Origin of the sequence: Bradyrhizobium sp. CB2312 (assembly GCF_029714425.1) — a bacterium.
In the GTDB taxonomy this organism is placed as follows: domain Bacteria; phylum Pseudomonadota; class Alphaproteobacteria; order Rhizobiales; family Xanthobacteraceae; genus Bradyrhizobium.
Map to the genome: position 1 here is coordinate 2,853,279 of NZ_CP121668.1, position 25,105 is coordinate 2,878,383.

General features: G+C 62.3%; 25 protein-coding genes and 1 pseudogene. 5 read left to right on the plus strand and 21 right to left on the minus strand.

Annotated features, from left to right (window positions below; translation table 11 throughout):
• Positions 1-71: 71 nt before the first annotated feature.
• Positions 72-1,055: a MarC family protein gene (locus tag QA642_RS13565; RefSeq protein ID WP_283085102.1), complete on the minus strand. Its 984-nt coding sequence runs from the start codon at positions 1,053-1,055 to the stop codon at positions 72-74.
• Here QA642_RS13565 and QA642_RS13570 point away from each other — a divergent pair.
• The gene (locus QA642_RS13570) at positions 1,006-2,520 is read left to right on the plus strand and encodes an ATPase domain-containing protein (RefSeq protein WP_283085103.1); all 1,515 of its coding nucleotides are present in this window, start codon (positions 1,006-1,008) and stop codon (positions 2,518-2,520) included. The two genes, QA642_RS13565 and QA642_RS13570, sit on opposite strands and share 50 nt — an antisense overlap.
• Complete coding sequence (locus QA642_RS13575) at positions 2,507-4,186, plus strand: ATP-binding protein (RefSeq protein ID WP_283085104.1); 1,680 nt, start codon at positions 2,507-2,509, stop codon at positions 4,184-4,186. The genes QA642_RS13570 and QA642_RS13575 overlap by 14 nt, the downstream gene beginning before the upstream one ends.
• Positions 4,187-4,233: 47 nt before the next feature.
• Here the strand turns inward: QA642_RS13575 and QA642_RS13580 are convergent, their stop codons facing one another.
• The 4 genes from QA642_RS13580 to QA642_RS13595 form a co-directional block, all read right to left on the minus strand.
• Positions 4,234-4,428, minus strand: coding sequence for a hypothetical protein (locus tag QA642_RS13580; protein WP_283085105.1), 195 nt, complete (start codon positions 4,426-4,428; stop codon positions 4,234-4,236).
• Between the two features lie 74 nt (positions 4,429-4,502).
• The gene (locus QA642_RS13585) at positions 4,503-5,000 is read right to left on the minus strand and encodes an Hsp20/alpha crystallin family protein (RefSeq protein ID WP_283085106.1); all 498 of its coding nucleotides are present in this window, start codon (positions 4,998-5,000) and stop codon (positions 4,503-4,505) included.
• 81 nt (positions 5,001-5,081) lie between these two features.
• Complete coding sequence (locus tag QA642_RS13590) at positions 5,082-5,540, minus strand: Hsp20 family protein (protein ID WP_283085107.1); 459 nt, start codon at positions 5,538-5,540, stop codon at positions 5,082-5,084.
• Positions 5,541-5,772: 232 nt separating this feature from the next.
• Entirely contained in the window at positions 5,773-6,138 is a 366-nt protein-coding gene (locus QA642_RS13595) for a hypothetical protein (RefSeq protein WP_283085108.1), read from the minus strand.
• A 380-nt stretch (positions 6,139-6,518) separates the two neighbouring features.
• Here QA642_RS13595 and QA642_RS13600 point away from each other — a divergent pair, with 380 nt between their 5' ends.
• Positions 6,519-6,653 carry a hypothetical protein gene (locus QA642_RS13600; protein WP_283085109.1) on the plus strand — a complete coding sequence of 45 codons (135 nt, stop codon included), beginning with the start codon at positions 6,519-6,521 and terminating at the stop codon, positions 6,651-6,653.
• A 303-nt stretch (positions 6,654-6,956) separates the two neighbouring features.
• On the opposite strand, the gene QA642_RS13605 is transcribed toward QA642_RS13600, so the two are convergent.
• The 15 genes from QA642_RS13605 to QA642_RS13675 all read right to left on the minus strand — a co-directional run bounded on the left by QA642_RS13605 (position 6,957) and on the right by QA642_RS13675 (position 22,662).
• Positions 6,957-8,024 carry a UDP-glucuronic acid decarboxylase family protein gene (locus tag QA642_RS13605; protein ID WP_283085110.1) on the minus strand — a complete coding sequence of 356 codons (1,068 nt, stop codon included), beginning with the start codon at positions 8,022-8,024 and terminating at the stop codon, positions 6,957-6,959.
• An 11-nt stretch (positions 8,025-8,035) separates the two neighbouring features.
• Entirely contained in the window at positions 8,036-9,160 is a 1,125-nt protein-coding gene (locus tag QA642_RS13610; protein WP_283085111.1) for a glycosyltransferase, read from the minus strand.
• A complete protein-coding gene (locus QA642_RS13615) occupies positions 9,157-10,245 on the minus strand; it encodes a glycosyltransferase (RefSeq protein ID WP_283085112.1) in 1,089 nt (362 codons plus the stop codon). The genes QA642_RS13610 and QA642_RS13615 overlap by 4 nt, the downstream gene beginning before the upstream one ends.
• Positions 10,242-11,372, minus strand: coding sequence for a glycosyltransferase (locus QA642_RS13620; RefSeq protein WP_283085113.1), 1,131 nt, complete (start codon positions 11,370-11,372; stop codon positions 10,242-10,244). Before QA642_RS13620 ends, QA642_RS13615 begins: the two co-directional genes overlap by 4 nt.
• The gene (locus QA642_RS13625; protein WP_283085114.1) at positions 11,369-12,451 is read right to left on the minus strand and encodes a glycosyltransferase family 4 protein; all 1,083 of its coding nucleotides are present in this window, start codon (positions 12,449-12,451) and stop codon (positions 11,369-11,371) included. Before QA642_RS13625 ends, QA642_RS13620 begins: the two co-directional genes overlap by 4 nt.
• A gap of 26 nt (positions 12,452-12,477) precedes the next feature.
• Positions 12,478-13,764 (minus strand): TIGR04295 family B12-binding domain-containing radical SAM protein, encoded by a 1,287-nt coding sequence (locus QA642_RS13630; protein WP_283085115.1) that lies wholly within the window; start codon positions 13,762-13,764, stop codon positions 12,478-12,480.
• Entirely contained in the window at positions 13,761-14,825 is a 1,065-nt protein-coding gene (locus QA642_RS13635) for an NAD-dependent epimerase/dehydratase family protein (RefSeq protein WP_283085116.1), read from the minus strand. Before QA642_RS13635 ends, QA642_RS13630 begins: the two co-directional genes overlap by 4 nt.
• On the minus strand, positions 14,825-15,937 hold the full coding sequence (locus QA642_RS13640; RefSeq protein WP_283085117.1) for an NAD-dependent epimerase/dehydratase family protein: 1,113 nt from the start codon (positions 15,935-15,937) through the stop codon (positions 14,825-14,827). Before QA642_RS13640 ends, QA642_RS13635 begins: the two co-directional genes overlap by 1 nt.
• 210 nt (positions 15,938-16,147) lie before the next feature.
• A complete protein-coding gene (locus tag QA642_RS13645) occupies positions 16,148-17,353 on the minus strand; it encodes a phosphopentomutase (protein ID WP_283085118.1) in 1,206 nt (401 codons plus the stop codon).
• Positions 17,341-18,294, minus strand: coding sequence for a glycosyl hydrolase (locus tag QA642_RS13650; protein WP_283085119.1), 954 nt, complete (start codon positions 18,292-18,294; stop codon positions 17,341-17,343). The genes QA642_RS13645 and QA642_RS13650 overlap by 13 nt, the downstream gene beginning before the upstream one ends.
• Positions 18,294-19,058 carry a TIGR04290 family methyltransferase gene (locus QA642_RS13655; RefSeq protein WP_283085120.1) on the minus strand — a complete coding sequence of 255 codons (765 nt, stop codon included), beginning with the start codon at positions 19,056-19,058 and terminating at the stop codon, positions 18,294-18,296. The genes QA642_RS13650 and QA642_RS13655 overlap by 1 nt, the downstream gene beginning before the upstream one ends.
• Complete coding sequence (locus QA642_RS13660; RefSeq protein ID WP_283085121.1) at positions 19,055-19,864, minus strand: sugar phosphate nucleotidyltransferase; 810 nt, start codon at positions 19,862-19,864, stop codon at positions 19,055-19,057. Before QA642_RS13660 ends, QA642_RS13655 begins: the two co-directional genes overlap by 4 nt.
• 1 nt (position 19,865) lies before the next feature.
• Positions 19,866-20,969 (minus strand): glycosyltransferase, encoded by a 1,104-nt coding sequence (locus tag QA642_RS13665; RefSeq protein WP_283085122.1) that lies wholly within the window; start codon positions 20,967-20,969, stop codon positions 19,866-19,868.
• Entirely contained in the window at positions 20,966-21,562 is a 597-nt protein-coding gene (locus tag QA642_RS13670; protein WP_283086881.1) for a histidine phosphatase family protein, read from the minus strand. The genes QA642_RS13665 and QA642_RS13670 overlap by 4 nt, the downstream gene beginning before the upstream one ends.
• Entirely contained in the window at positions 21,562-22,662 is a 1,101-nt protein-coding gene (locus QA642_RS13675; RefSeq protein WP_283085123.1) for an inositol-3-phosphate synthase, read from the minus strand. The genes QA642_RS13670 and QA642_RS13675 overlap by 1 nt, the downstream gene beginning before the upstream one ends.
• A 331-nt stretch (positions 22,663-22,993) precedes the next feature.
• Between QA642_RS13675 and QA642_RS13680 the strand changes: the two are divergent.
• Positions 22,994-23,275, plus strand: a pseudogene (locus tag QA642_RS13680) (hypothetical protein).
• A gap of 14 nt (positions 23,276-23,289) precedes the next feature.
• Complete coding sequence (locus tag QA642_RS13685; protein ID WP_283085124.1) at positions 23,290-24,225, plus strand: hypothetical protein; 936 nt, start codon at positions 23,290-23,292, stop codon at positions 24,223-24,225.
• Here the strand turns inward: QA642_RS13685 and QA642_RS13690 are convergent.
• The gene (locus QA642_RS13690) at positions 24,200-24,976 is read right to left on the minus strand and encodes a Crp/Fnr family transcriptional regulator (protein WP_283085125.1); all 777 of its coding nucleotides are present in this window, start codon (positions 24,974-24,976) and stop codon (positions 24,200-24,202) included. The genes QA642_RS13685 and QA642_RS13690 overlap by 26 nt on opposite strands.
• Positions 24,977-25,105: the final 129 nt, after the last annotated feature.

The following is a 25,105-nucleotide window of genomic DNA, read 5'->3' on the forward strand; positions in this document are numbered from 1 at the left end:
TGAGGGATTGATTTCGATCGCCAGCGTTCTTGGCCAAGACTTGCCCTAATAACAATAAAATGAGGATGGTCCTACCGGCTCACCATGCCAGGCAGTTGGCTCTTGATCCCCCTCATGATGAAATTCACGGCGATTGCCGCGATGATGAGAGCCATTACACGGGTCATAATGTTGATGCCGGTTCGGCCCAAGAAGCGTTCGATCGCAGCAGCCATCCACAAAGTCAAACCGATCAGTGAGGTCGCGAGGACGGCTGCGGCGGCCAAGAAGGCCTTGCCAAGCCATCCTGGGTTATCGTTCGAGAGGGTGATCATGATGCTCAACTCGGCCGGCCCCACCAGCAAGGGAAACGCAAATGGCGTGATGGCCAGGCCATGTATGTCGACCTCGCTATAGTTTGCCTCGTCGGCGCGAGGAATGAACTTTCCATACTGTGCCTGAAACATTTCGAATGCGATCACCAGAACGAGCAGCCCACCGGCGATCCGGAAGTCATCGAGCCCCACATTGAAGAAGGCCAAGATCTCCTTCTCGAACATCGCAGACCCAATGAAGAAAACGGCTACTGCCGCGCAGGCCAAAACGATGATCCGGTGGGTCTTCACCACGCCGGCGCGCCCAGTCATTGGCAGGAAAACCGGGATGGCTCCGACCGGGTTCGTCAGGGCATAAAGAAGCATGATGGTGCCGACAAACTGATTCCAAGCCACAGTCTTCCGAGTCCCTTTGCTCTGGCCTGCCGAGCAGCTGTCGTGCTCAGAGATTTCGTGGGAGCCGGGTAACTCCAACCTCTTATTCGGGTTCCGGCCCGCGGCAGTTTCAGTGGCTTGACAGAACGCCGGAAATTCGTACGAAAATTCCCTCCAGGAAGATGTTTGCAGCCATGGTGCCTGCTCAAGGGCTTTGGCCCTGTCTTCGCGCAAACCACGCCAATCACATCCAGCCATGCCAGCCGGGCAGAACGACGCCTGCTGGCCGGCGCGCGCTTGGACATCCGGAAGACAAATGAACATTCCTGAAGGCAGCACCAAAACGCAGGCAATCTCTACGGGCATCGCCGGCTTCGATGGCATTCTCGATGGCGGATACGCATCGCACCGCGTGCACTTGATCGAGGGCCAGCCGGGAACCGGCAAGACCACCCTGGCCCTGCAGTTTCTTCTCGACGGCGTCTCCAGGGGGGAGCGCTGTCTGTACATCACGCTCTCCGAAAGCAAGGACGAACTGCGGCAAGTAGCCGAAACCCACGGCTGGGATCTCGATGGGATCGAGATTTTTGAGCTCGTCCCGGCGGAACTCAGCCTCGACCCCAAGCAGCAACAGACCGTCGTCTATGCCTCTGACCTTGAGCTTGGCGAAACGACGAAAATGACCTTCGACGAGGTGAGGCGGGTTGCACCTAAGCGGGTCGTTTTCGATAGCCTCTCCGAAATTAGGCTCCTGGCGCAAAATCCGCTGCGATACCGCCGGCAGGTCATTGCTCTGAAGCATTTCCTGGCCCAGGAGGGCTGCACCGGGTTGTTTCTGGACGACCTTACCGATCAGGCCGACGATCTCAATCTGCACAGTCTCGTCCATGGCGTCGTCAGGCTTGAGCATAATGCGCTGCAATATGGTGCGGAGCGCCGCAGGCTGCGCATCTTCAAGATGAGGGGGCGCAGCTTCCGTGGTGGCTTCCATGATTTCGTTATCCGCAAGGGCGGAATAGTTCTGTTTCCCCGGCTGGTTGCGTCCGAGCACCTCGATGGCAAGCCGCCGGCAGAACCGCTCCTGAGTGGTATCAACGAGCTGGATCAATTGCTGGGAAGTGGTCTCGACCGGGGCACGAGTACCCTGCTCATGGGGCCGTCTGGCTCCGGCAAATCATCCATCGCCATGCAGTTCGTGATGGCGGCGCTCGCTCGTGGTGAGCGCGCCCTCTTTGTGACCTTTGATGAGACCAAAGCAATCCTGATGAAACGTGCAGCGGGCATGGGCTGGTACTTGGATCAGCCGATCGCATCGGGGCAGTTGGTGCTTGAGCAAGTCGATCCCGCAGAGCTTTCCCCCGGAGAACTCACAGGGATGGTTCGCCGGCGGGTCGAGACGGACAATGTCCGGGTAGTGGTACTGGACAGCTTAAGCGGATATCAGAACGCCATGCCTGCCGAGCAGTTCATGCTGCTCCTCATGCACGAAATGCTGACCTATCTGAACCACCGCGGTGTCGTGACGATCCTGACCCTTGCGCAGCACGGCCTTGTCGGGTCGATGCAATCAAGCGTCGACCTCACCTATCTGAGCGACGCGGTCTTGCTGTTGCGCTTCTTCGAAGCTGCTGGAAAAATTCGTCGCGCGATCTCGGTCCTAAAGAAACGCACCGGACGCCACGAAGACGAAATTAGAGAGTACCGGCTAGATAATCGCGGAATTCGCGTCGGGCCGCCGCTGGCGGAATTCCAGGGCGTGTTATCAGGCTCGCCGATCTATACCGGCCAGCACGGCGCGCTACTTACGGCAGCTACCAATGGACGGTCGTGAGAAGAGCCAAAGCGGCCCGGTACTTGTCCTAGCGCCGTTTGGCCGTGACGCCAGGGTGGTTTGTTCGGCTCTGCGCGACGTCGGCATTCAGGCGTTAGAGCAGTCGAGTCTTTCCGAACTGGTGTCCAGCTTGAGTGATGCTGCCGCCGCCGTCATTGCAGAGGAAGCGCTCGTTCACGAGTATCGTGGCGCCTTGGCTGATTGGATCGCCAATCAGCCGCCATGGTCGGATTTTCCTTTCGTGCTGCTAACGCTGAGAACCGGCAACAATGGCCCGGCTCTTACCGAACTCATCGATCTGCTTGGACACGTCACGGTCCTCGAGCGACCATTGGCCGCCACCTCTCTCAAGAGTGCGGTGCTCGCAGCAGTGCGCGGTCGCAGGCGGCAGCGACAGGCTGAACAGTATCTGAGGCAATTGAAGCAGCTGGCCGACACGCTCGAGCGGCGCGTGGAAGAGCGAACCGAGCAGCTCTCGGAAGCGAACAAGCGGCTGCGAGACGAGATGGTGGAACGAGAGCGCACCGAAGTCGCGCTGCGTCAGGCACAGAAAATGGAGGCTGTCGGACAGCTGACAGGTGGAATTGCGCACGACTTCAACAATCTCTTGATGGCAATCATCGGCAATCTTGAGCTGATTGCCCGGCGGGTGGAGGACGAACGCGTTCAGCGATATGTCCGGAATGCCATGCATGGAGCGCAGCGCGGGGCCAAGCTCGTCGGGCAGCTGCTGACATTCTCCCGCAAGCAGCGGCTCGCGCCGGAGCCCGTGGACGTCAATCAGCTCGTGGGCACCGTTGCAGAAATGTTGTCCAGAACCTTGGGCGCCTCTATTCGAGTTGACGTCGTCACGCACAAGGACCTTTGGCCTGCACTGGTCGACGCGACCCAACTGGAATTGATGTTGCTCAACCTCGCGATCAACGCGCGAGACGCGATGCCCGAGGGTGGCCTTCTTACGATAGAGACAAACGTTCTCCACGGCGTCCCGGAGGATCTGCAAACCGAGCTCAAGCCAGGTGAGTATGTCTCGATCGCAGTGAAAGACACCGGCACTGGAATGCCTCCGGAAGTCCTAGCCCGAGCCTTCGATCCATTCTTCACGACCAAGGAGCCCGGTAAGGGAACGGGTCTCGGATTGTCGCAGGTCTACGGATTTGCCCGCCAGTCCGGCGGGACAGCGAAAATTGAGAGTCAGGTTGGGCGGGGAACGGTTGTGCGAATACTCTTGCCCCGATCGACCGATGTAGTTGTACGAGGCGAAGATCGCCAATTGAGTCCTCCAAGTGTGGGAGCAAGGGAGCACATCCTTGTTGTGGACGACGATGCCAGCGTGCTCGAAACGACACGGAGCATGCTTGACGATCTCGGGTACCAGGCGATCGCGGCTGACAATCTGGATGCTGCGTTAGCAACCCTTTCTCATCAAGCCATCGATTTGGCGATTATCGACCTCGCGATGCCTGGCGTCTCGGGGCTGGACGTCGGGCTTGAACTTCAACGGCAGCAGCCCGGCCTGCCGGTCGTGTACTGTAGCGGCTATCCAGATCTCATCGAAGAAACCGGCAAACGTATGAACGGCAGTGTGCTCCTCAGCAAGCCGTTTTCCTCGCGGGAACTCTCAGCCAAGATCGAAGCGATGCTACACACAAAAGCCAGCTACTAGTCTGCTTGAGCCAGACGCACGCGAACGCAACCGAAATTGGAGTGGACTCAATCGATACCGGTCCGCACCATCGCGCGAGCCAGCTCGAGTTCGCTGATGGCTTGGCGCAGCGATCGACGGGCAGCGTTCTTGTCTCCGTTCGCACAGGCCGCTTTCAGGTCCTTGATGTGCTGAGCCGCGATCTCCGCGTGCGCAGCGACATCTGCCGCGCCTGCAAAACTGGATTTCCGCTTTGTGTCCATGGTCGGGCACATCCCCCGGGACGGTTGCTCTAGTAGAAGCACGACGGGAGCGGAGGCCGCTCCCGTCGATTCTGTCATTTCGAGTTGATCGCGATACGCTTCACCTTGGATTCTGCTTGCGGCAGCTTTGGCATGGTGACAGTCAGCACTCCGTTCTTGAACGCAGCAGAGATCTTGTCCTGGTCCACGTCTTCGATCGGGATGCGCCGTTCAAATCTGCCGTAGTACCGCTCGCTGAACCGGCGATCCTTGTCTTCCGTCTCAGTCTTCTTCTCTCCCTTGATCGAGAGAACGCCATTGGCGAGTTCGATCTGGACGTCTTTCTCGTCGAGACCTGGCAACTCTGCCGTGACTTTCACGTCCTTCTCGCTCTCGTTGACCTCGATGCTCGGCCAATTCATCGACTGCTCGAGAAAGCTGCCGCCAAATGGCGCGACATCGAAGCCGCGGAAGACATCATCGAATAGCCGGTTCATCTCCCGGTGCAGGGTTAGAACCGGGTTGTAGTTTTCGGAGCGACGGGTGGTCACATCACGACCGCGGCCCCAAGGGATCAGATCAGTGATAGCCATAGTGCTTCTCCTTTTCTTTTGTTCCAAAGCTTCGCGACGCGGCGAAGCTACGCCGCAGAATTCAATTGTGAGCAGGTGGTGTTATGCCGCCTGCTTGTTCTCACCTTGCTGGTGATCATCACCTGTGCTGATCGCAATCTGGCGCGGCTTCATCGCCTCGGGAACCTCCCGAACCAGATCGATCTTGAGCATGCCATTCTCGAACGAGGCGCCCTTCACTTGCACGTACTCGGCCAGATTGAAGGTCCGTCGGAACGGGCGCGAAGAGATGCGTTGATAGAGATATTGATGGCTGCCCTTTTCGGCCTTGCGACCCTCGACAGTCAGCGTGTTCTGCTCGGCCGTGATGGAGACCTCGTCAGGCCTGAAGCCGGCAAGAGCCAGCGAGATTTGGTAGTGGTCCTCACCGAAACGTTCGATGTCGTAGGGCGGGTAATTGTCCCCGCTGGTCCATCGCCCGGAGTCGTCCTCGAGAAGGTCGAACAGACGATCGAACCCGATCGTCGATCGCCACAAGGGGGCAAGATCAAGCGTGGTCATAGCCATATCCTCCTTTGAGCAACATGGATAAGAGCACCCCGGACACCTGCCGGATGCCCGCTGACCGGGCCCTGTACCGGGCGCCCGATCGTGCCGTGCAATTGCTGCGCGGCTATCCATGAAATTAGAAGCGTGTCGTGTCGTTTCAAGGCCTTCCAGGCACCTGCGAGAAATTGCGGTGTCGCCCCCATGTCTTTGTTGGGCCCGGCTCAGGCGAATCTGGAAGGGGTTCCTATCGTCCTGCTGCGCCTCGGCCGGTCCCTCGAAGCTTACCTGAAGTGAGAGTGACCATGGCCCAAGCAGCCCCTGACTCGACGAAGTTCCTCAAGGCATCGGAGATCGCGTGGCCTTCGGCGGCGATGCGACGCTCGAGTTCGCGCGCAATATCCTCTGGCCTCTCGCGACCACCCCTCGATCGGATGAACGCGACGACGCGAAGGACTTGATCGTATTGGTCGGCGAGCAGGCCGCCGATCAGCGTGGAGTAGGTGACAACTTCGCCAGTCTCGCGAAACGCTGCGCCGTCCCGGAACTCCTCCAGGACCAAGTAGAAATCCTTATCGAGCCGGTCGTTCGGAATGATCGAAGGGAAGGCCATACGCAAGAACTCCAGTGGCCGGAGTCCAACATAGGGTGGGCGCGGCGAGAAGGCGAACTCGGACCTCGCATGCGCTAAGGGAAGGCGGAGAGAGGGCCCCGGCCTGCCGAGGCTTGGGGGGTATGGCCGGGGCCGCTCCGCCAGCTCGGTCGGCGAACCGGCGAGTCCACAAGCTCGTACGGCGGCGTTCGTTCCTCGCTCGTCTAGGCGGTTGACCAGCCGTAGCGTCTATTGGAACGAAAGCAACATGCGTTGATTGATCGGCCTAGATTGGGCGGATCAAATGGCGCGCTACTACTTCGATTTGGTTGATCAAGATGGCTTTGTGGTTGATGAGGAAGGCTTGGAGTTCACGGACATGGAGGGAAGCCACCCAAGCCATGGCCGATGCGGCCCGAGAAAGCTTGCAGCGCCCTTTCAAGCCCAGCGAAGCCGCCATTGAGGTGCGCGACGATCTCGGGCCGGTCATGCGGGTGCGCTTCAGGATCGGGATAGAACGCCTGAGGAAGCAGTGAGGCCTCACTCGGCGTCCCGTTCGTCTTGACCCTGGTGCTGTCCTAATTGGGACACCCGCAGATTAGATTTAGGACATTGTATCATTTGAGACTCCGCGAGTGAATCCCGGGCGGGACGCTATCAACCGGCGTCCGGCATGAGCCGGTGCGTCGGGCGGTCTCGGTGCGTCTCGGTCCAGCCCCGGAGATGCCCGGGGCCGTTCGCACCCGCAGAGGGAAATTAGGATACCTACATTGCGGATCGGCCAGCTTACCGAGGCATCGCCTAATTAGGGATATCGCCCGAGCTCCCTCGACACGGTGTCATCCGCCTGGATCAGTTGCCTTCAACCGGCTTCGTGCCGAATGCCCCGTCCGACGTGGTGCAATTGCCGGCACCAGCGTCGGTGCCTCACCCGCGATGCGCAACGCGAAATAGGCAATCGTGGCCTGAAGACCGTCCTGCAGTGCGACGCGAGGGCGCCATCCCAATAAGCGCACGGCGGTATCGATGACCGGCTTGCGGCGTTTTGGATCGTCTTTCGGCAGCGCTTCGAAGCGGAGAGGCGAGACCGATTCCGTATGCGTCAGGACCTCTCGGGCTATGGCCTCTATAGTGACCTCGTGCGGATTGCCAAGATTGCAGGGGCCGGTCACCGAGGCTGGGCTGTCCATGAGCAGCTGGAGGCCGCGCACGAGATCATCGACGAAGCAGAAGCTCCTCGTCTGCGTGCCGCCGCCGTATATCGTGATAGGCTTGCCGCGGAGCGCCTGCACGATGAAATTCGAGACGACACGGCCGTCGTTCTCCAGCATGCGCGGGCCGTAGGTGTTGAAGATACGCGCGACCTTGATCTCAGTCCCGCACGTGCGGTGGTAGTCGAACATCAGCGTCTCGGCGGCGCGCTTGCCCTCGTCGTAGCAGGCCCGCGGTCCGATCGGGTTGACGTTGCCGAGATAGGATTCCGGCTGTGGATGTACCTCCGGATCGCCGTAGACCTCGCTGGTGGAAGCCTGCAAGACGCGGGCGCCCTTCCGGTACGCAAGTTCGAGCAGGTTGATGGTGCCGAGTACGCACGTCTTCATCGTGCCGACCGGATCCTTCTGGTAGTGCCGGGGCGAGGCGGGGCAGGCTAGGCTGTAGATCCGGTCGATCTCGCCACCGATCTCGATCTGCTCGCGCACATCATGCTCGATGAAGCGGAAATTCGGATGGTTTAGCAGCGGCCTGATATTGTCGATGCTACCCGTAAGCAGATTGTCGATGCAGATCACCGCGTTGCCGCGCTGCAGGAGCGAATCGCAGAGATGAGAGCCGATGAACCCGGCGCCGCCGGCGATCAGCACGGTTGGCGAGTGGCGAAGCGTGGGGATACGGGTCTGCAGTGTCATGGCAAGCACCTTCAGAGTTCGGCGACCTGCACAGGCCGGTTGGCCTGACGGGGCGCGGATTTGCGGTGGCGTCGCGCGGCTGCTTCGGCGTAGTAGGCCTCCAGCTGGCGGGCTCTGTGCTCGGACGTGTGAACGGAGAGGACGCGCCGGCGCGCGTTCTCCGCGATTGCGCGCCGGCGCTCTTCGGGCATATCGCGCAGGATCTCGATGACGTCGCGCGGGGTTGACGCAAGAAGAATTTCCCGCGACGGCTCGAAGATCGTCTCGATCCCTGGCCATCGATCGGAAATCACGGGCGTGCCACAGGCGGCCGCTTCAAACAGCCGGACGCTCGGCGAGAAGCCCAGCACGCGCATGTCGGCGCGGGTCGCATTCAAAGTGAACCGCTGCTCCGCGTAGAACATCGGGTGCTGCTTCGGAGCCAGATGCTCGATCCGCAAGACATTTTCGGGCCAGTGGATACCTTCAGGATATTGCGCGCCAGCGACCGCGAATTGCTCCGACGGCAGCGTTCGCGCCGGCGACAACATCAATTGATCAAGGATGGGTTGCCGGTCCTCGCTGTAGGTTCCGAGATAACCGAGCGCCCATTTCGTCTGCGCCTGTTGCGGTGCGTATGTATAGGTGTCGGCGCTACAATAGAGAACCCGTGCCATCGGGCTGCCGTAGCGCTGCTCGATCATCTCCGGCACCGGACCGCCGGCGAAGGATAGATAGAGGTCGAAACGCGGGATCATCGCGGCGGACAAATAGTCGAGGCCCTGGTCGAGCCGGGCCAGCGTCACCGGCGTGTCGATGTCGTAGAAGGCGGTGAGTCCTCGCGCCTGACTCGTGATCCATTCAGAGATGGCGATGCCATCCGGCACATAAGACCCGATGATGATGAGATCGGCGTCTTTGACCAACTTTCCGAAGCGGCGAGGGACATCCTTCAGCGACTGATAGAGCTCGACCGTCCACGACAACGGCTTGGTGAGATCGCGATGCTCGCGATACCAGGCAGTGTCGCGTTCCAGGAACGTAACTTTGTGGCCTCGCCGCGCGAGCGCCTCGATCAGGGCGCGATAGGTCGTGGCATGACCATTGCCCCATGACGATGTGACCGAAAGACCGACGACGACGATGCTGAGGTTCATTCTGCTGCCTCGATTCGCGAGCTGCTTCCGACGAAGATTTGGTTGAACTGGCGGGCGCGATGCCGATAGGTGTGTTGGCTCAGGATGCGAGCGCGGGCACGGCTCGCAATCGCGGCGGCGCGATCGATGCTAAGGGCGCCGAGATGGCCAGCCACTTCGGCTCCATTCGCGGCCACCAGCACTTCGCGATCCGGCTCGAGGAAGTGGTCGATGCCTTTCCATTGATCGGTGATCAGGCAGGCGCCGGCCCCGATCGCTTCGAACACCCGCGTCGGCGGCGAGAAGCCGTAGCGCGCCATGCTGTCGCGATTGATGTTGAGCGTGGCAAGGCCGGAGCCGAAGAATGCATTGTGCTCGCCGGTTCCGACATGTCCGATCTTGCGGATGTTGCTCGCCGTGTCCTTGGTCTCCCAGCCGGAGCCGCCGAGGACGAAGGTCTTGTCCGGCAAGTTGCGTGCGAGGTCGAGAAAGAAATGTTCGACCCGCTGCTCGCGATCGGGCAGGCGATTTGCCAGCAGGCTGAGATCGCAGGCGAAGCTCGGTTTGGGCGGGGACGGAAAATGCGTCTCGGGATCGAGCGCGTTGTAGATCGGCACGCAATCGCGCGCGCCGTTCGTGCGGTAGCCCGATACGACGCCATTGCCGCCGCCGTAGGTAAGGACCATGTCGTAGGACGAAATTGCGCGCCGCAGATGATGCTCGGGGTCGCTTGCCATGGCTTCGAGCGTGGCGGGGGCATCGACATCCCAGTAGACCCGCATGGTTTTGGAGGGCAGGGCCGCGACCGCGAGCTCCAGCTCGCGATCGAAGACACCGACACCGCTGGCCTTGATCATCATCTCGGCCGATCGCGCGGCCGCATCGAGCGCGCTGCGCCAGCCGTCCGCCGTCGCGGGATAGACGACGACCCTGGCCCAGTCGGGATCGGCGATGTCGCGGTGGGCCTGCCGCTCGAAAGCGTCGGGCTCGAAGAAAGTGATCTCGTGTCCGAGCGCGGCAATCTGCTTGAGCATGCCGCGATAATAAGTAGCGGCACCGTTCCAGTAGGACGAGACGAGGCTGGATCCGAAGAAGCAGATCTTCATGGGGAGGCTCCGATGTACCGCAGCGGTCGTGACGATGAGTCTGACGCAAGGATGTCCTCCGCGATCCCGACAAGCTGTTGTGCGCGATGACGACAGGTATGACGCTCGCGGATCGTGCGAAAGCCGGTCTCGATCATGGCGGAAGACAGCTCTCGATCGTCGAGAACGGCACGGAGCGCGCGCTTCATCTCCCTGCCATTCGCGGCCTTGAGATAAGCGCCGTCCGGAAACAGGCCTTCCGTATCGAACCAGGGGGCCGACACCAGGGGAATGCCGCAGGCGAGCGCCTCGAACACGCGGATGGTGGGGATGCCCGGCAGGGACCGAACATAGGGGCCGCGTGGGACGTGAACGGTCGCGCGCGCGCTCGCGAAGGCGACCGGCGCCCAATGCGCCGGCAGCCAGCCACCATGGCGGATGCCGGCGGCTCGGATAGTCCGGACGGCCTCATCTGAATAACGCACGCCATAGATGCTCGCGCGCAGCTTGAGTTCGGCAACCGGTTCGACCAGATACTCGTTGAGCTCGGCGCTGCGTTCGTCGTCGCCCCAATTGCCGATCCAGACGAGATCGTCGGTGCGCTCGACATTGGACAGAGGATGGTACATCACGACATCGGCACCCTCGTGCCATGTGTAGGCCCGATTGCCCCAACCGAGTTTCACGTAGATCTGGCGAAGCACCTCGCCGAAGGCCAGCACGCCGTCGAATGCATCGAGGTCGAACTGCGCAAGTTCCTCCGGCGCAGTAACCGCGCGGTGATGGGTGTCGTGGAACAGCAGTGTGAAGGGAGCGCCGTGCGCGCGCTTGTATCCGATCTTCTCGATCACGTCGGGCGAATTCCACTCATGCACGATGACGAGATCAGCGCCATCCAGTGCTTCGTCGAAATCGAGCGAGGCGTCATAACGGCGAATGGAGACGCCGGGGAAAAGCTGGCCGATGTCTTGCAGCGCCTGACTGCCGGCCTCGCGGATGGCATTCAGCCGGCTCCAGCCGTCGATCGGCTCGAACAGGACGACCTGGTGCCCGAGCGCGTCCAGCTCGCGGGCATAGCCGCGCAGAAAGTGTGCGTTGCCGTTGTTCCAGCAGGAGGTGAAGGCGTGATAGAACAGGACGCATTTCATGCGCGCACCTCGATCTGCCCGGTTTGAGGTGACGCGCGATCGGAGGAGAGCAGCCCTTCGTAGAGCTTCAGATAGGTGCTGGTTGTTCGCGCCAGCGAATAGGTCAGGGAATGTTCGTAGGCGGCACGTTGCAGACGCGTTCTTTCGAGGTCATCGGCGCAGAGAGCAGAGAGAGCTTGGTGTAGCACCTGAGTGTCAGTGGGATCGAAGAACAGCGCGGCTCCGCGCCACAACTCCCGGAAGGTTGGAATGTCCGACAGCACGAGCGCGCAGCCGGCGGCGGCTGCCTCGAGCACGGAAAGGCCGAATGGCTCGTAGAGCGCCGGACTTACAAAGATCCCGGCATGCTGGAGATGTCCGCGCACCGCATTGTGCGGCAATTGTCCAAGCCAGGTGATGCCACTTGACGAATCCGCCCCGGCAGGGCCTGCGACCTGAATCGGCCAGCCCAGCCCTGGTGCCGCCGCCGCCAGCACTCCGATATTCTTGGCGCGATCCCAGAGCCGGCCGGCTGCGAAGATCAGCTCTCGCTTTCGGCACGGAGAGCCGCCGGCAGCAATGCCGTTCCAGATCACGGCTCCGGGTGAGCGGGGCCTATAGATCCCTACGATGTCGTCGTGGAAGGACTGGCTTGGGCAGACCCAGGCCGGCGTGTTGTCGAGTGCCGCAGCTACGTGTTTCGTATAGCGCGTCCATCGTGGCTCGACGAGCCAGGCCGTATCGCGGCATGCTAGCGCCCACGAGTTGACGCAGGAATGTGCCACAAGAACCGTCGGCGCACGCCATGCGAGGGTCGCCTCTCGGAAACTGTTGAGATGGACGATGTCGGGCCGGATTCGGGCTTCCAGCCTGGCGAGGACGCGGGCGGCGTTGTTCAGATCACGGCCTTCTGGGTCCTGCCATTCCAGGGCAAGGTTCGTATCGATCAGGTGAACTCCCGAGCCGCGAAGCATCTCACGTTGATCGGCGCTTGCGGGCGGGCCCATTGTCGCGAGGGTGACGTCGGCACCGGAGGTGACGAGGCTCGACGCAAGACCGCACGAATAGGTCCAAACGCCTCCCACGGCGTCGGTCGTCATCAGGATTCGGATGTGCGACGGGCGGCTCATGACGCCACCGGATGTTCGAGGGCCTCTAGCGGGACGGGACGATCGTTCTGCACGTCGCTGAACTGGTCGAACATTCCGAGATAGTGCCGGTGCGCGCGCTCCCAGGCGAAATCGTCCGCCTCGCCCCAGAGCCTCCGGTAATCCGGCGAGCCGGGATAGGGGTAGAGCGGGACCGGATCATTGGCCCAGATGCCGGCATCCTGCATCTTGTGACGCCAGCGCTGCACCACGGGATCGTCGTCCTCGGGCACCTCGATCAGATTGGCCTGCACGAACGGGACGTGCCGGCGCGCTTCGACCAGGCGGTCGGCGAGCTGGTCGGTCGTCATCTTGCAGTTCTTGGCGAGCGCGGCGCGTCCCTCAACGGTGAGACTCTCAATTCCTGCCTCGATCGATACGCAGCCGGCACGGCCGAGCAAAGCGAGCATATCGGGCTTCCAGAGATCGATGCGGGTCTGCACGCCGAACTTGAGACCCCGCGTGCTCAGCCCGTCCAGGAGCTCGGGGCTCGGAAGGAAAATTTCGTCGATGAAGTAGACATATTCGACACCTTGCCCGCGCAGGCGATCGATCTCGTCAAGAATGATGGGGGGCGGCCGCTTGCGATAGGTATTGCGAAAATTCTCCTTAGCGCAGAACGTGCAATTGTAGGGGCATCCCCGCGACGCCTCGACCTCCGCTCCGGGCCCCAACGGCTCGGCCTCGAAACGGTGATGGTGGTGCTGGTGACGCCGGATCATCTCGTCCGGCCAGTCGAGCGCCGGCTGATCCCTGAAGTCGACGGCCTGCGGGCCGCCATTGACCCGGACCGAGTCGCCGTCCGCAAAGCACAGGCCGGAAAAATCGCGCTCGCCATTTGCCAGGCGCAGCAAGGATGCCTCGCACTCGCCCATCACGATGATGTCGACGGCGAGCTTCTTGAGAGCCGCCCGCGGCGTCGTCGAGCCGTGCGGGCCGACCGCGATCAGGGTCGGTGCAAGATCCCGCACCGCCAGTGCAAGCTCCTGCGGAACGCGCAATTCCGGCGGTGCGCAGCGCCAGAACAGGTAGGTCGGAGCTGTCGTGATGACGATCAGGTCGGGGCTGAACGCGCGTAGCTCTGCTTCGATATCCTGGAATGACAGATCGTACATGTGTGCATCGAGCAGCAGCGTCCGGTGCCCGGCCACCTTCAGGTAATGCTCGGAGATCCCGAGCTCGAGCGGAAGGTGGGGGGACCGGCAGCCGAAATAGATGCTGCCGCCAAAATCCCAATTCGGGTTGATCAGGGCGACGCGCGTCATGCGAGAGCCTCGCGGCTGCCGTGAGCTGCTCCGAAGCGAGTGTCCAGCCAAGCGTGGAGCGAGCGAAGGCCCTCGGTGACGGGGACCTGCGGCGACCATCCGAGTGCGGTCGACAGCGCACGCGTGTCGCTTACGTACCAGGGTTGATCGCCCGGACGCCAATCGGCAAAGCGGTAAGTGGCCTCGCGGCCGGTCAATTCCGCAATGTGGTCGATGAGCTCGCGAAGGCTGACCGCATTGGCGGGGCCGCCACCGAGATTGAACACGCGGCCGCGCGCGAGCGCGATCCGGTCAAGCACTGCGAGCCACGCCGCCGTCGCATCCGACACATGCAGGGCGTCGCGAACTTGATGGCCGTCGCCGTAGATCGTCAGCGGCCTGCCGCGGATTGCGCTCAGCAGGAAATGCGCGATCCAGCCCTGATCCTCGGTGCCGAACTGACGCGGTCCGTAGATGCAGCTCATGCGCATCACTACGGTCTGAAGGCCATAGACCCGTGCATAGTCGTGGACGTACTGGTCCGCAGTTCCCTTGGAGCAGCCATACGGACTGTAGAAATCCAGCGGCGCGTTTTCGGAGATGCCAACCGCCAGCAGGGGGCTCGTGGGCGTATAACGGCGGCCCATGAGTGCGATCTCGCTGTCCTCGATAAGGCGGCCGTAGACCTTGTTGGTGGACGCGAAGATGAAGGGGGCGCTGCTGTTGTGCAGCCGAACCGCTTCTAGCACGTTCAGGGTACCGCGTGCGTTGATTTCGAAATCGGCGGCCGGGTCGCTCACGCTGTCGGTGACGGCGACCTGGGCCGCCAGATGCAGCACGGCGCGGGCCTCACACACGGCATCGATCACTGGAATAGGCTCGCGAATGTCCGCCACCGTAATGGTGACGAGATCGCCATATCTGGACTTCAACCATTGGGCGTTCTCGCGCACGCCGGCACGGGCCAGATTGTCCAACACCAGGACACGCTCGCCGCGGTTTGCCAGCCGGTCGGCGAGATTGCAGCCGATGAAGCCGCAACCACCGGTGATCAGGACGGGTCTCTTGTCTCGCTCGTTCATCACGCAACCAATCCTCGTTGCAGCAGTTCCCGGGTGGCACGCTCGGCCTGGTCATCGGCGATCTGGTCTGCGAGATAGTCGGCGAGCTCCTCGAGGCCGTCCTTGAAGGCCACGTGCGGCTCGAAGCCGAGGAGATCGCGCGATTTGCCGATATCGGCGAAGCAGTGCCTGATGTCCCCAGCGCGGTACTTTCGCGTGATCTCGGGCGCGATATCGCCGCGTCCCATGACCTCGGCAAGGTTCTCCGCGACCGACAGAATGGTCCGGCTTTGACCCGAGCCGACGTTGAAGACGTCCTGCGCATGCTCCGCTTCCAGTGCGATGCGACAGGCGCGGGCGACGTCGTGCACGTGGACGAAGTCGCGCCGTTGCTCGCCGTCCTCGAACACGAGCGGCGGCCGTCCGTTGAGCAGCCGTGCGGCAAAGATCGCGAGTACGCCTGTGTATGGATTCGACAGGGCCTGGCGCGGACCGAACACGTTGAAGAAGCGCAGCGCTACTGTCGGGATTCCGTAGGCCTTGCCGGTGATCAGGCACATGCGCTCCTGTGCAAACTTGTTCAGGGCATATACAGAGCTGAGCGAGGGCAGTTTGCTCTCCGGGGTGGCCACAGGATTGAGTGGATGGCCTGCCGTGTCATGCAAGTCCCATTCACCTCTACGGAGCTGCTCGATCGACCGTTCGTCGCCGGCGACGACGCTTTGATCCGGTCTGCGATAGAGGCCCTCGCCGTAGATGCTCATGGAGGAGGCGACCACCAGCCGCTCGACCGGGCGCCTGGACAACGCCTGGAGGAGGACGGCGGTGCCGAGCTCGTTCGTCCGCACGTAAGGCGCGATGTCGTACATGCTCTGGCCGACGCCGACGGCGGAAGCAAGATGCAGGACCATGTCGGCGCCGCGCAGGGCGTGCTCGACGGCGACGCTGTCAGTGACGTCACCGACGATGAGCTCGGCCTCGTCGGCGAGATAGGAGGGGCGCTGGCGGCTGGCGCTGTGGACCTGCGGCGAGAGATTGTCGAGCAGACGGACTACGTAGCCGGCGGCGAGCAGCACATCCGTTGCATGAGAGCCGATGAAGCCCGCGCCCCCTGTGATCAATACCCGCGTCATTCACCGCTCCGTACAAGCGTAAGACCGACCCGTTCTGGGTCAATCTGTGATGTGAGGTGAAGCGCACTTACTGAGTGGTCGGACGACCCGCGCGCCGGTCACGTTTGGAGTCAGAAGCGATGCAAGGAATGTTCGTTCCTCGAAATTGTACAAACGAATATTTCTCTAACCTGGATCAATAACCAGTGTGAATCGGCGCGCTGCAATCGGCTAGAAGTGTGCGCCGTGCAGGGCGGCGGGCAGGCCGAGGTGCCTTGCCGCGGTCGCGCCGATATCGGCAAAGCCGGTACGCCGGCCGATTGGCGAAGATGATTGCGTCGACCAGGCCAGGATGGGTACCTGCTCGCGGGTGTGATCGGTGCCGCTCCAGGTCGGATCGCAGCCGTGATCCGCGGTGATGATCAGAAGATCACTGCTTCGCAGGCGGGACAGCAACTCAGGGAGACGATCATCCAAGGCTTCGAGTGCCGCGGCATAGCCGGCCACGTCGCGGCGATGGCCGTAGAGTGTGTCGAAATCGATGAAGTTGGCGAACAGCAATCCTCCGTCCGCCAGGCTCGCCAGCCCTTTCAGGGTGGCATCGAACAACGCCATGTTGCCGTCGCCGCGCATGTTTCGCCCGGTCGCGCGATGCGCGAAGATGTCGTCGATCTTGCCGATTGTCACGATGTCACGGCCCTCGCTTGCGGCGAGGTCAAGCATGGTCGACCCGGGCGGCGGTACCGAAAAGTCGCGACGGTGCGCGGTCCGCTTGAAGTCCCTCGCGCCTGTGCCGATGAACGGCCGGGCGATCACGCGGCCGATGTTGAGGGAATCGATCAGCCGCCTTGCAATCGCGCAGATCTCGTAGAGACGTTCGAGGCCGAAAGTCTGCTCATGCGCGGCGATCTGGAACACGCTATCGGCGGAGGTGTAGCAGATCGGCTTCCCCGTCTGCATGTGACGCTCGCCGAACTCGGCGATGATTTCCGTGCCGGAGGCGTGGCAATTCCCGAGGATGCCGGACAGTCCGGCTTGCGCGCAGAAGTGCTCCGTCAATTCAGCGGGAAAGCACGGCGTCTTGCGCGGAAAATAGCCCCAGTCGAACGGGACGGGTACTCCGGCAATCTCCCAATGACCCGACGGCGTATCCTTGCCCTTCGAGATCTCGCTGGCGCATCCGAATTGCCGGTCCTGCGACTGACCGTCCAGCCCCGGCGGTACGCGCCCCGTGGCGAGGCGGCAGGCCTCCCCGAGGCCCAGCGCCACGAGGTTGGGAAGCCGGAGCGGCCCCTTGCGTGCGGTACTGTCCGCGCGTCCGGCCATGCAGGCTTCTGCGATATGACCGACAGTGTCGGCGCCGTCGTCGCCGTAGCGGGCAGCATCTGGCGCGCCGCCGATGCCGACGGAGTCCATCACCAGGATCAGGGCACGCATGTCGGCTCTCTGATGGGAGGATCAGCTGCCGCTGGGGAGGATGCAAGGCCGGTTCTCGTACAGTAGCGATCGACCATCGACGCGCAGAAATCGGCAAATTCGTTAACATCGAGCGGCGGGCTGGTGTGATGGGGCTCGATGCCCCGATGCTCGGGCGTGAAGCAGAACGTGACCGTAACCTGAAACTCCGCCAACGCCTCCATCTGGCGATCGAACCAGTCGAGCGCATTGGGACGGAAGCTGTCAGCCCATGACAGACCGGTCCGCAAGTGGGTCACGCCGAGACGACGGATCCAGTGCACCGCGTCGTGCAGGCGGTGATCCTCGAAGTGGAACCACTGGCACAATCCCATGGCGGGCACATAGGCGCCGAACAGATCAGCGGCTGCCTTCGGCGTGCCGTCCTCGCGCAGCAGGCCCATGTGGAAATGCCTGTAGTAGGAGGAGCCTTCGGCCTCTTTGTGGCGAGTCGTTGCTTCCCAGGCGGAGGGAAGGTCATAAAGGCTATACCAATGGATGCGCGGGGCACGGCCAATCAGAAGCTCGGCGGTGCGCGACAGGCCCCAGGCTTGCACCTCTTCGGCGCCGAACGAGGAGACGCCGACCTCCGTCACCCAGACGGGTAGGGTGGTGACCGACTTGATTTCCTCGATCTTGGCGGGCCACTCGCCGATCTGCCACAGGTTCCAGTCGAGTGGAAAGCCGTGCACGGCGACCGCGTCGAAATGGTCGAGCACGCCGCGGCTTTGCATGTTGCGCATGAAAGACGGATCAATCGGCGAGATGCCGCCGAGCACGACTGGTAGCGTATGCCGTGCATTGCGGATCGCCTGGGCGGCTGCGGTCGCAAGGTCCGCGAACATGGCCCAATCGGGATCGATCTGAAGATCCCAATGCGACTTGTTGTTCGGCTCGTTCCAAATCTTGGCCGCCTCGATCATCAGCTTGTGCTCCGGGATGGATAGACGGGACCATCGATTTGAGGCCGTTCAGTGCGCTTGCAGAGATAGACTTCCTCTTCCGGATGCGCGGTGATGGCAAAGCCGGCGCTGCGCAGCATGGCCTCGACGCAGGCCCTGTTAGGCACCCACCAGTTGGTGGGATCGTCGGCATATTTGTGCTCGATGAAGTGCAGCCTGGGATAACCGGCGGAATCGAACTGGTCGGTGGTCCAGAAATCGTAGTTCTTGTCGATCGCGTCGACATGGCTGGCGCCCCGCTGCATCGACTGGAACAGCAGGAGATCCCTGGCAACGTGCTCGTGAATGAGATCCAGCGCCAGCAGCGGATGACGCAAGTGATAGAGCACGCCCATGAAGATCACGAGATCGAATTTTTCGCGGAGCTGTCCCACATCATAGGCCGACATCTTGCGAAATTCGATCCTGAGACCGGTCACGTCGGCGGCGAAGCGCGCCTGGGCCAGGTACTCCTCGTCGGTGTCGACCCCAAGCACGCGCTCGGCGCCGCGCCGCTTCATCTCCATGGCGTAGAAACCGGCATTGCAGCCGATATCGAGCACGGTCTTGCCTTCGAGGCGGTCCGGAATGATTCCCGAGAAGCGCCGCCATTTCACATTGGGATAGTCGCCAAGGAAGTGGGTCGGTGCGGTCGGCACGCCGTTGAGATCGAGGTTGTGAAACCACGGGCCGAGCGCGTCGACGCGCCTGCGGATTTCCTCACGTGTGAGCAGCGCTCCAGTCATGCAGTCGCTCCATTGTCCATTGCAGGGGCCGGTCGAGCCCCATCGGACGAGGCGCCGGCCCGCAACCGCGACCGGCCTTCGGTGCCGGTGCTCTCGGCCAGAAGAGCCATCGCGGTGCGATAGCCGTCGACGGTCCCGACATCGACATAGGATTCGCCTGCCTTGATCCCGATGCCGAGCCCGCCTGCCTGGAGATAGGCGTTAACCAGCGTCCCAAAATACTCGTCGCGTCGGTCTTGTTGGTTCCAGAGCGCGTGCAATTGGCGAAAGCCGGTGGCCGACATTCGGAATGCACCCCAGATCCACCGCGATGTCGGATTCGGCTGCTTGACCTGGATCTCCCGCACGCTGTCGCCATCGAGCACGACAGCGTCGAAAAATTCCGGGCGCTCGACGGGAAAGAGCAGGAAGGAGAGGTCGGCATCGGGCAAGGCCTGCAAAGCGGCTTTTGGAAACCAGACGGTATCGGGCAGGCCGACGACGACGTCTTCATCATGGCCAACGACGGTGCCGGCCCTGAAGACGGCGTCGCACAGGCCGGAGGCGTCGGGCTGGACGACATAGGCGAGTTGGGCGCTGCCGTAGTGATCGCCGAAATATTCGAGAATGTCGGACTTGCCCGGCGAGATCACGAAGCAGATCTTGTCCGCGCCGCCGAGGATCAGGCGCTCCAGCAGATACTCGGAGACCGCGCAGGGACGCTCGGTGCCATCGTCACGCCGACTGCCGACGGGCAGCAGCTCCTTGGAGAAAGCCAGCGGCTGGATACGACTGCCGCGGCCCGCGGCCGGGACGATGCCCCACATGTCAGGCCTCCTCGGATTGCGGGTGACGCGTGCCGCTGGATGCCGCCTGCTCGAGCAGCGCCACCAGTTCGCGCGCCCGTTTATCGGATGTGTGCTGATCCATCGTCCGCTCATAGGCGCGCCTGGCGATGGACTGGAGGTCGGGGCTCGACATCGCCAACGCAGCCAAAGTGTCCTGTGCGTCGTGGGCGATCAGGATCTCCCTGCCGGGCGTGAAGAACTCTTCGATGCCTGGCCAGTCGTCGCTCAGGAGCGGGACGCCACAGGCCGCCGCCTCGAATAGACGGCCGGAGGGGCACCAGCCCATCTCCGCCATGGCTTTGCGGGTCACGTTGAGGGTCAGGCGTGAGGACGCAAAGAAAGGCGCGTGCTCTGATGGCGGCAGATGCCGCACGAAGTAGATGTTGGGCGACCACGGAAAGCCGTCAGGATATTGCGCCCCACCGATCAGGAAACGCAGGTCTTGTCGCACTCGAGCCGGTTCGACGAATAGCGCCTCGAGCCCGCGCTGGCGGTCTTCCGAGTATGTGCCGAGATAGGACAGGTCCGCGCGATAGTGCGGCTCGGGCGGCACCGGACGGTGAATATCGCTATCGACGTGGCCGTACAGGGGGCGGATATCGCGGGCGCCGAGCCGGTAGCGAAATTCCTGGACTACGCGCGGTCCGCCGGTGAAGCTGAGGACGAGCGCGAAATCGCGCAGACCTCGTGTGTCGATATAAGGAACGGATTCTTCCGCCATGAGCCGTGCCAGCGTGATCGGGGTATCGAGATCATAGAAGACGGGAACGGCGCGCCTTTCGGACATGATCAGGTCGGTCGCCGCAATTGCGTCGGGACAGTAGGACGTCACGATCGCAACATCGGCATCCGCGATGTCATTGCGGGCGAGGGAGCGGGTCTCCTCCCAATTCGAAAAAAGCCGCAGCTGCCCACCGGGCAGCTCATTGAAGTCCCGGGCACCGGCATAATAGGGCACGTCGCGCTCGTAGAAGACGACGATGTGGCCGAGACGCATAAGATGCTTGCAGAGGCCGCGCCACAGGGTCGCGTGGCCGTTGCCCCAGGAGGAGGAGATGGTTAGGCCGAAAATGACGATCTTCACGCCGGCACCCGCTGGTTGATCCCAGTGATCCTGAATCCGCGTCGATCGGCACTGAGCGTGCTGACACTAGAGGGATCGATCTTGATCGAAAGAAAGTCATCGAGCCGCATACGTGCGTAATGCAATAGCGCGGCGCGAATGGGCTCGGCGTGGCTGATTGCGATCATCGAGTCCGCAAGAGGATCAGAGCGCAGTTGCTCCAGATGATGGACAACGCGATTCTGCAGCGAGCGCATGCTCTCGCCCCCCGGTGGACGAGTGCTGCCCCGGCGGCTGTTCCAGCGTGACCATTGCGGATCCTTGCTGAGTTCCTTGAAAGACCGGCCGGTCCATTCGCCATAGTCGAGCTCGTCGAGAGCGGGAACGATCTCGATCGGCAATCCGAAGCGCGCGGCCAGAATGCTGGCCGATTGCATACAGCGCCTCTGCGGGCTCGACTGGATCAGCGACGGCCGGGGGCTGACGTTGGCCGCACAACGGGCAATCTCCTCGCAGCCGATGTCATCGAGCGTGACGCCGCTCATTCGGCCGCACAGCGTGCGGCCGAGCAGGGCATGGTGACCGTGACGCACGAGATGGATGATCCTCGCCATCAGGTGCATACCTTGTCTTCGATGAAGGCGCGCGTCCGCCGTCCGGCCTCCTCATCGGTGAACTGCTGCGGCGGCGATTTCATGAAATAGCTGGAGGGACCGGTCAGGGCGCCGCCCTGACCGCGATCCATCGCAAGTTTCGCGCAGCGGACTGCGTCGATCACGACGCCCGCCGAGTTCGGGGAGTCCCAGACCTCGAGCTTGACCTCGGCGCTCAAGGGCACGCCGCCGAAGGTCGTGCCTTCGAGCCGGATGAAGGCGAGCTTGCGGTCCGTCAGCCATGGGACGTGGTCGCTTGGGCCGACGTGAATGTTATCGGGGTCCATCGGGACGTCGAACTGGCTGGTGACGGCCTGAGTCTTGGAGATCTTCTTGGAGGTCAATCGCTCGCGTTCGAGCATATTCTTGAAATCGGTGTTGCCGCCGACATTGAGCTGATAAGTGCGGTCCAGCCGCACGCCGCGATCGCGAAACAGATTGGCGAGCACGCGGTGCAGGATGGTGGCGCCGACCTGGCTCTTGATGTCGTCGCCGACGATCGGAAGGCCCGCATCCTCGAACCGCTGCCGCCAGTCCGGATTGGAGGCGATGAAGACGGGAATGCAATTGACATAGCCGCAGCCGGCTTCGATCGCGCGCGCCGCATACCATTCGCTTGCGCGCTGCGAGCCGACGGGCAGGTAAGACACCAGCACGTCGGTTCGAGACATGGCCAGCACTTCCGAAACGTCGGCCTCCGCGACGTCGGCGACCGGAACGTCATCCTCGAGATAGTGCCCAATACCGTCCATGACCGGGCCGCGCTGTACCATCACGCCGGTCCGGTCCACATCTGCGAAGCGATGCGTGTTGTTTGGCTTGGCAAAGATGGCATCGGCGACGTCGCGCCCGACCTTGGTGGCATTGACGTCGAAGGCCGACGCGATCTGGATATCGCTGATGTGGTACCCGCCGAGATCGACGTTCATCAGCCCGGGCACGGGCTCGTTCGACTTCGCATTTCGGTAGTAGGTGAGACCTTGGACGAAGGAGCTTGCGCAATTGCCGACGCCGACGATGCCGACGCGCACGCGGCGCCTGTCCTGAAGACGGGAGTGCATGGATGAAACCTCCGGGAAGACGCAGGGCGTCGGCGTAAGTAGGTCGGCGAACGTGCCGGAAGGTATGTTCGTTCCTGTGCTGGAGACACCGCGCCGGCGGCGCGGTTCGATTCCGCGCAAAAAATGCGGCAGGCTTAACCTGCGATAGAATCCGCCATCGCACGAAGGGAACGAAGATCATCCAGGATGAAGATGAAGAAGATGATGCTGGTCGTCTCGCATGAGCCGCGTCGTGCCGTGAAGAACTAATCTTGCCGACCCGCGTTTCACCGCAGATGGTCCGATGCGATGCCGTGGGCATTGCCGGGCCTGCCAGCAAGCGAGGTGCCACATGACGTCCAAAACCCAGAATAGCGAAGCTGAGCAAACCACCGATCACACCGCGATTCGCAAATGGGTGGAGGAGCGCGGCGGGCAACCGGCGACAGTCAAGGCGGAGGACGGACATGCCGGCATCCTGCGCATCGATTTCGATCCGCCGGATGAAGCGCTCGACCGCATCGGTTGAGACGAGTTCTTCGACAAGTTCGACGAAGCCGGCATCGCGTTCCTCCACCAGGACCGGACCAAGGACGGCAAGCTCAGCCGGTTCCACAAGTTCGTCCGCCGCTAGCCGGATCGCCGGCGGTGGCGAACGATTGGGTGGAGGCGATGCGCGCGGGCGATTTCGCGCGCGCCTGGGCCATCAACGACCGCGATCTCGCGGCGACGTCGCATCCGCCCAAGCACACCGGTCCGCGGCATCTCCAGCGGATCTGGCGCGGGGAGCCTCTCGCGGACAAGCATGTGCTCGTCCGGTGCTATCACGGGCTCGGCGACACCCTCCAGTTCATGCGCTTCATGCAGCCTCTCCGTGGCGTCGCGCGGAGCGTCACGGTCTGGTGCCAGGCCGGACTCTTGCCGCTGGTGGAGCGCACGGCAGGTGTCGATCGCGTGCTTGCGCTCCATGAGGGGACGCCCGGAGCGGACTTCGAGGTGGATATCGAGATCATGGAGGTGCCGCAGGCGTTGAGGGTCGGGCGAGAGCGGATCGAGATGGGCGCGCCTTATTTGACGCTACCCCCGAGACGCGTGACTGCCTCGATCGACTGCGAAGGCCTGGCCGTCGGCCTGGTCTGGGAGGTCGGTCAATGGGACAAGCGGCGTGCGATTCCGCCCGCCTTGTTGCGACATCTCGCTGTTGCAGGCATTGCGCTTCACTCGCTTCAGGCAAATGCAACCACCGAAGAGCTCGCGCAGATCGGCGCGCGGGACATCAGCACGCCCGACATTGCAACCCTCGGCCATCTGCTCCGCCGGCTCGACCTCGTCATTTGCGTCGATACCATGACCGCACATCTGTCAGGCGCACTCGGATGCGAAGCCTGGGTGCTGTTGCACGCCGATTGCGACTGGCGATGGCCTTCATCCGGGTGCCGGTCGCTCTGGTATCCCAGCCTGCGGCTGTTCCATCAAAAGCCGGCCGGCGACTGGGGCGCTGTGATCTCGGAAGTGCGCCAAGCCTTGGAGATCCGCGCAAAGAGTCGCGTGAACATCGTCAGGCCAGCGCAACGGCGCTTTTAGCCGGTCCCGATGGTCGCACGCCTTGGTCCCGCGGCCGGATGCCGAGATAGGCGGGATTGAAGCGCGCCAGCCTGACCAGTCCCGGCCAGTCGGAGATCGTCAATGTCTTGCCATGCCATTGCAGCAGGTTGCAGCGGCGCAGCTCCTGGATGGTGCGGTTGGCATGCACCGGGGAGATGCTGCAGGCCGCGGCGAGGTCGGATTGGGTGAACGGCGAAGCCAGTCTGAAATCCTTGGCGAGCCCGACATTTTGCAGGCGCGTGGTGATCTCGCACAGCAGGTGTGCCACCCGCGTCAGGGCGTCCCGACTGCCGAGGTTTATCGTCCAGTTGCGCTGGATGGCGTGGTCGCCAAGCAGCATCAGCAGCAGGGTGCGCGACATCGCGGACGAGCGCGCCGATAATTCGCGAAAGAAGCGGTGCGGGACCACCGCGACCACGGCGGGGCCGAGCGCGATGAGGTTGCCGTTGATGCGGGGCCGGTACAGTGTCTGGAGGTCGGGAATGTCGCCGGGGACCGAGATCGACGTGATCTGCCCGTCCATTCCTTCGGCGTCCTGCCAGGACAGATAGCCCTGGAGCAGCAGGCAGCATTGATGGTTATCGTCGCCGTGGCGCAGGATAGCCTGATGTGAACTGAAGTGCGCAATCGTGCTCGGCATCTCTGCCAAAAGATCAAGATCGGCAACAGTTACGTCACCAAGGCTCGCCAGATGATCGGCGAGCTTGGAGAAGGTAAATCCAGTCTGCATTGGTCGTCCGATCGCACGTCACCCACGTGCACTTTGTGTCAAGTTGCAGAAGGCAGGCATTAATCTTTGATCCCTCCGTGTGGATTGTGAGGATGGACCGTTGGATGCGGGTCGACGTCTGTCCGTGTT

Bases quoted from the DNA above. Each gene is read 5' to 3' on its own strand.
- QA642_RS13615 (WP_283085112.1), bottom strand. From the start codon at position 10,245: ATGAAGATCTGCTTCTTCGGATCCAGCCTCGTCTCGTCCTACTGGAAC.
- QA642_RS13690 (WP_283085125.1), bottom strand. From the start codon at position 24,976: ATGCAGACTGGATTTACCTTCTCCAAGCTCGCCGATCATCTGGCGAGC.
- QA642_RS13635 (WP_283085116.1), bottom strand. From the start codon at position 14,825: ATGAACGAGCGAGACAAGAGACCCGTCCTGATCACCGGTGGTTGCGGC.
- QA642_RS13580 (WP_283085105.1), bottom strand. From the start codon at position 4,428: ATGGACACAAAGCGGAAATCCAGTTTTGCAGGCGCGGCAGATGTCGCT.
- QA642_RS13570 (WP_283085103.1), top strand. From the start codon at position 1,006: ATGAACATTCCTGAAGGCAGCACCAAAACGCAGGCAATCTCTACGGGC.
- QA642_RS13595 (WP_283085108.1), bottom strand. From the start codon at position 6,138: ATGGCCTTCCCTTCGATCATTCCGAACGACCGGCTCGATAAGGATTTC.
- QA642_RS13585 (WP_283085106.1), bottom strand. From the start codon at position 5,000: ATGGCTATCACTGATCTGATCCCTTGGGGCCGCGGTCGTGATGTGACC.
- QA642_RS13610 (WP_283085111.1), bottom strand. From the start codon at position 9,160: ATGAACCTCAGCATCGTCGTCGTCGGTCTTTCGGTCACATCGTCATGG.
- QA642_RS13675 (WP_283085123.1), bottom strand. From the start codon at position 22,662: ATGCACTCCCGTCTTCAGGACAGGCGCCGCGTGCGCGTCGGCATCGTC.
- QA642_RS13640 (WP_283085117.1), bottom strand. From the start codon at position 15,937: ATGACGCGGGTATTGATCACAGGGGGCGCGGGCTTCATCGGCTCTCAT.
- QA642_RS13605 (WP_283085110.1), bottom strand. From the start codon at position 8,024: ATGACACTGCAGACCCGTATCCCCACGCTTCGCCACTCGCCAACCGTG.
- QA642_RS13620 (WP_283085113.1), bottom strand. From the start codon at position 11,372: ATGAAATGCGTCCTGTTCTATCACGCCTTCACCTCCTGCTGGAACAAC.
- QA642_RS13655 (WP_283085120.1), bottom strand. From the start codon at position 19,058: ATGACTGGAGCGCTGCTCACACGTGAGGAAATCCGCAGGCGCGTCGAC.
- QA642_RS13630 (WP_283085115.1), bottom strand. From the start codon at position 13,764: ATGACGCGCGTCGCCCTGATCAACCCGAATTGGGATTTTGGCGGCAGC.
- QA642_RS13600 (WP_283085109.1), top strand. From the start codon at position 6,519: ATGGCCGATGCGGCCCGAGAAAGCTTGCAGCGCCCTTTCAAGCCCAGC.
- QA642_RS13645 (WP_283085118.1), bottom strand. From the start codon at position 17,353: ATGCGTGCCCTGATCCTGGTGATGGACTCCGTCGGCATCGGCGGCGCG.
- QA642_RS13590 (WP_283085107.1), bottom strand. From the start codon at position 5,540: ATGACCACGCTTGATCTTGCCCCCTTGTGGCGATCGACGATCGGGTTC.
- QA642_RS13650 (WP_283085119.1), bottom strand. From the start codon at position 18,294: ATGATCGAGGCGGCCAAGATTTGGAACGAGCCGAACAACAAGTCGCAT.
- QA642_RS13565 (WP_283085102.1), bottom strand. From the start codon at position 1,055: ATGCCCGTAGAGATTGCCTGCGTTTTGGTGCTGCCTTCAGGAATGTTC.
- QA642_RS13625 (WP_283085114.1), bottom strand. From the start codon at position 12,451: ATGACGACCGACGCCGTGGGAGGCGTTTGGACCTATTCGTGCGGTCTT.
- QA642_RS13575 (WP_283085104.1), top strand. From the start codon at position 2,507: ATGGACGGTCGTGAGAAGAGCCAAAGCGGCCCGGTACTTGTCCTAGCG.
- QA642_RS13660 (WP_283085121.1), bottom strand. From the start codon at position 19,864: ATGTGGGGCATCGTCCCGGCCGCGGGCCGCGGCAGTCGTATCCAGCCG.
- QA642_RS13670 (WP_283086881.1), bottom strand. From the start codon at position 21,562: ATGGCGAGGATCATCCATCTCGTGCGTCACGGTCACCATGCCCTGCTC.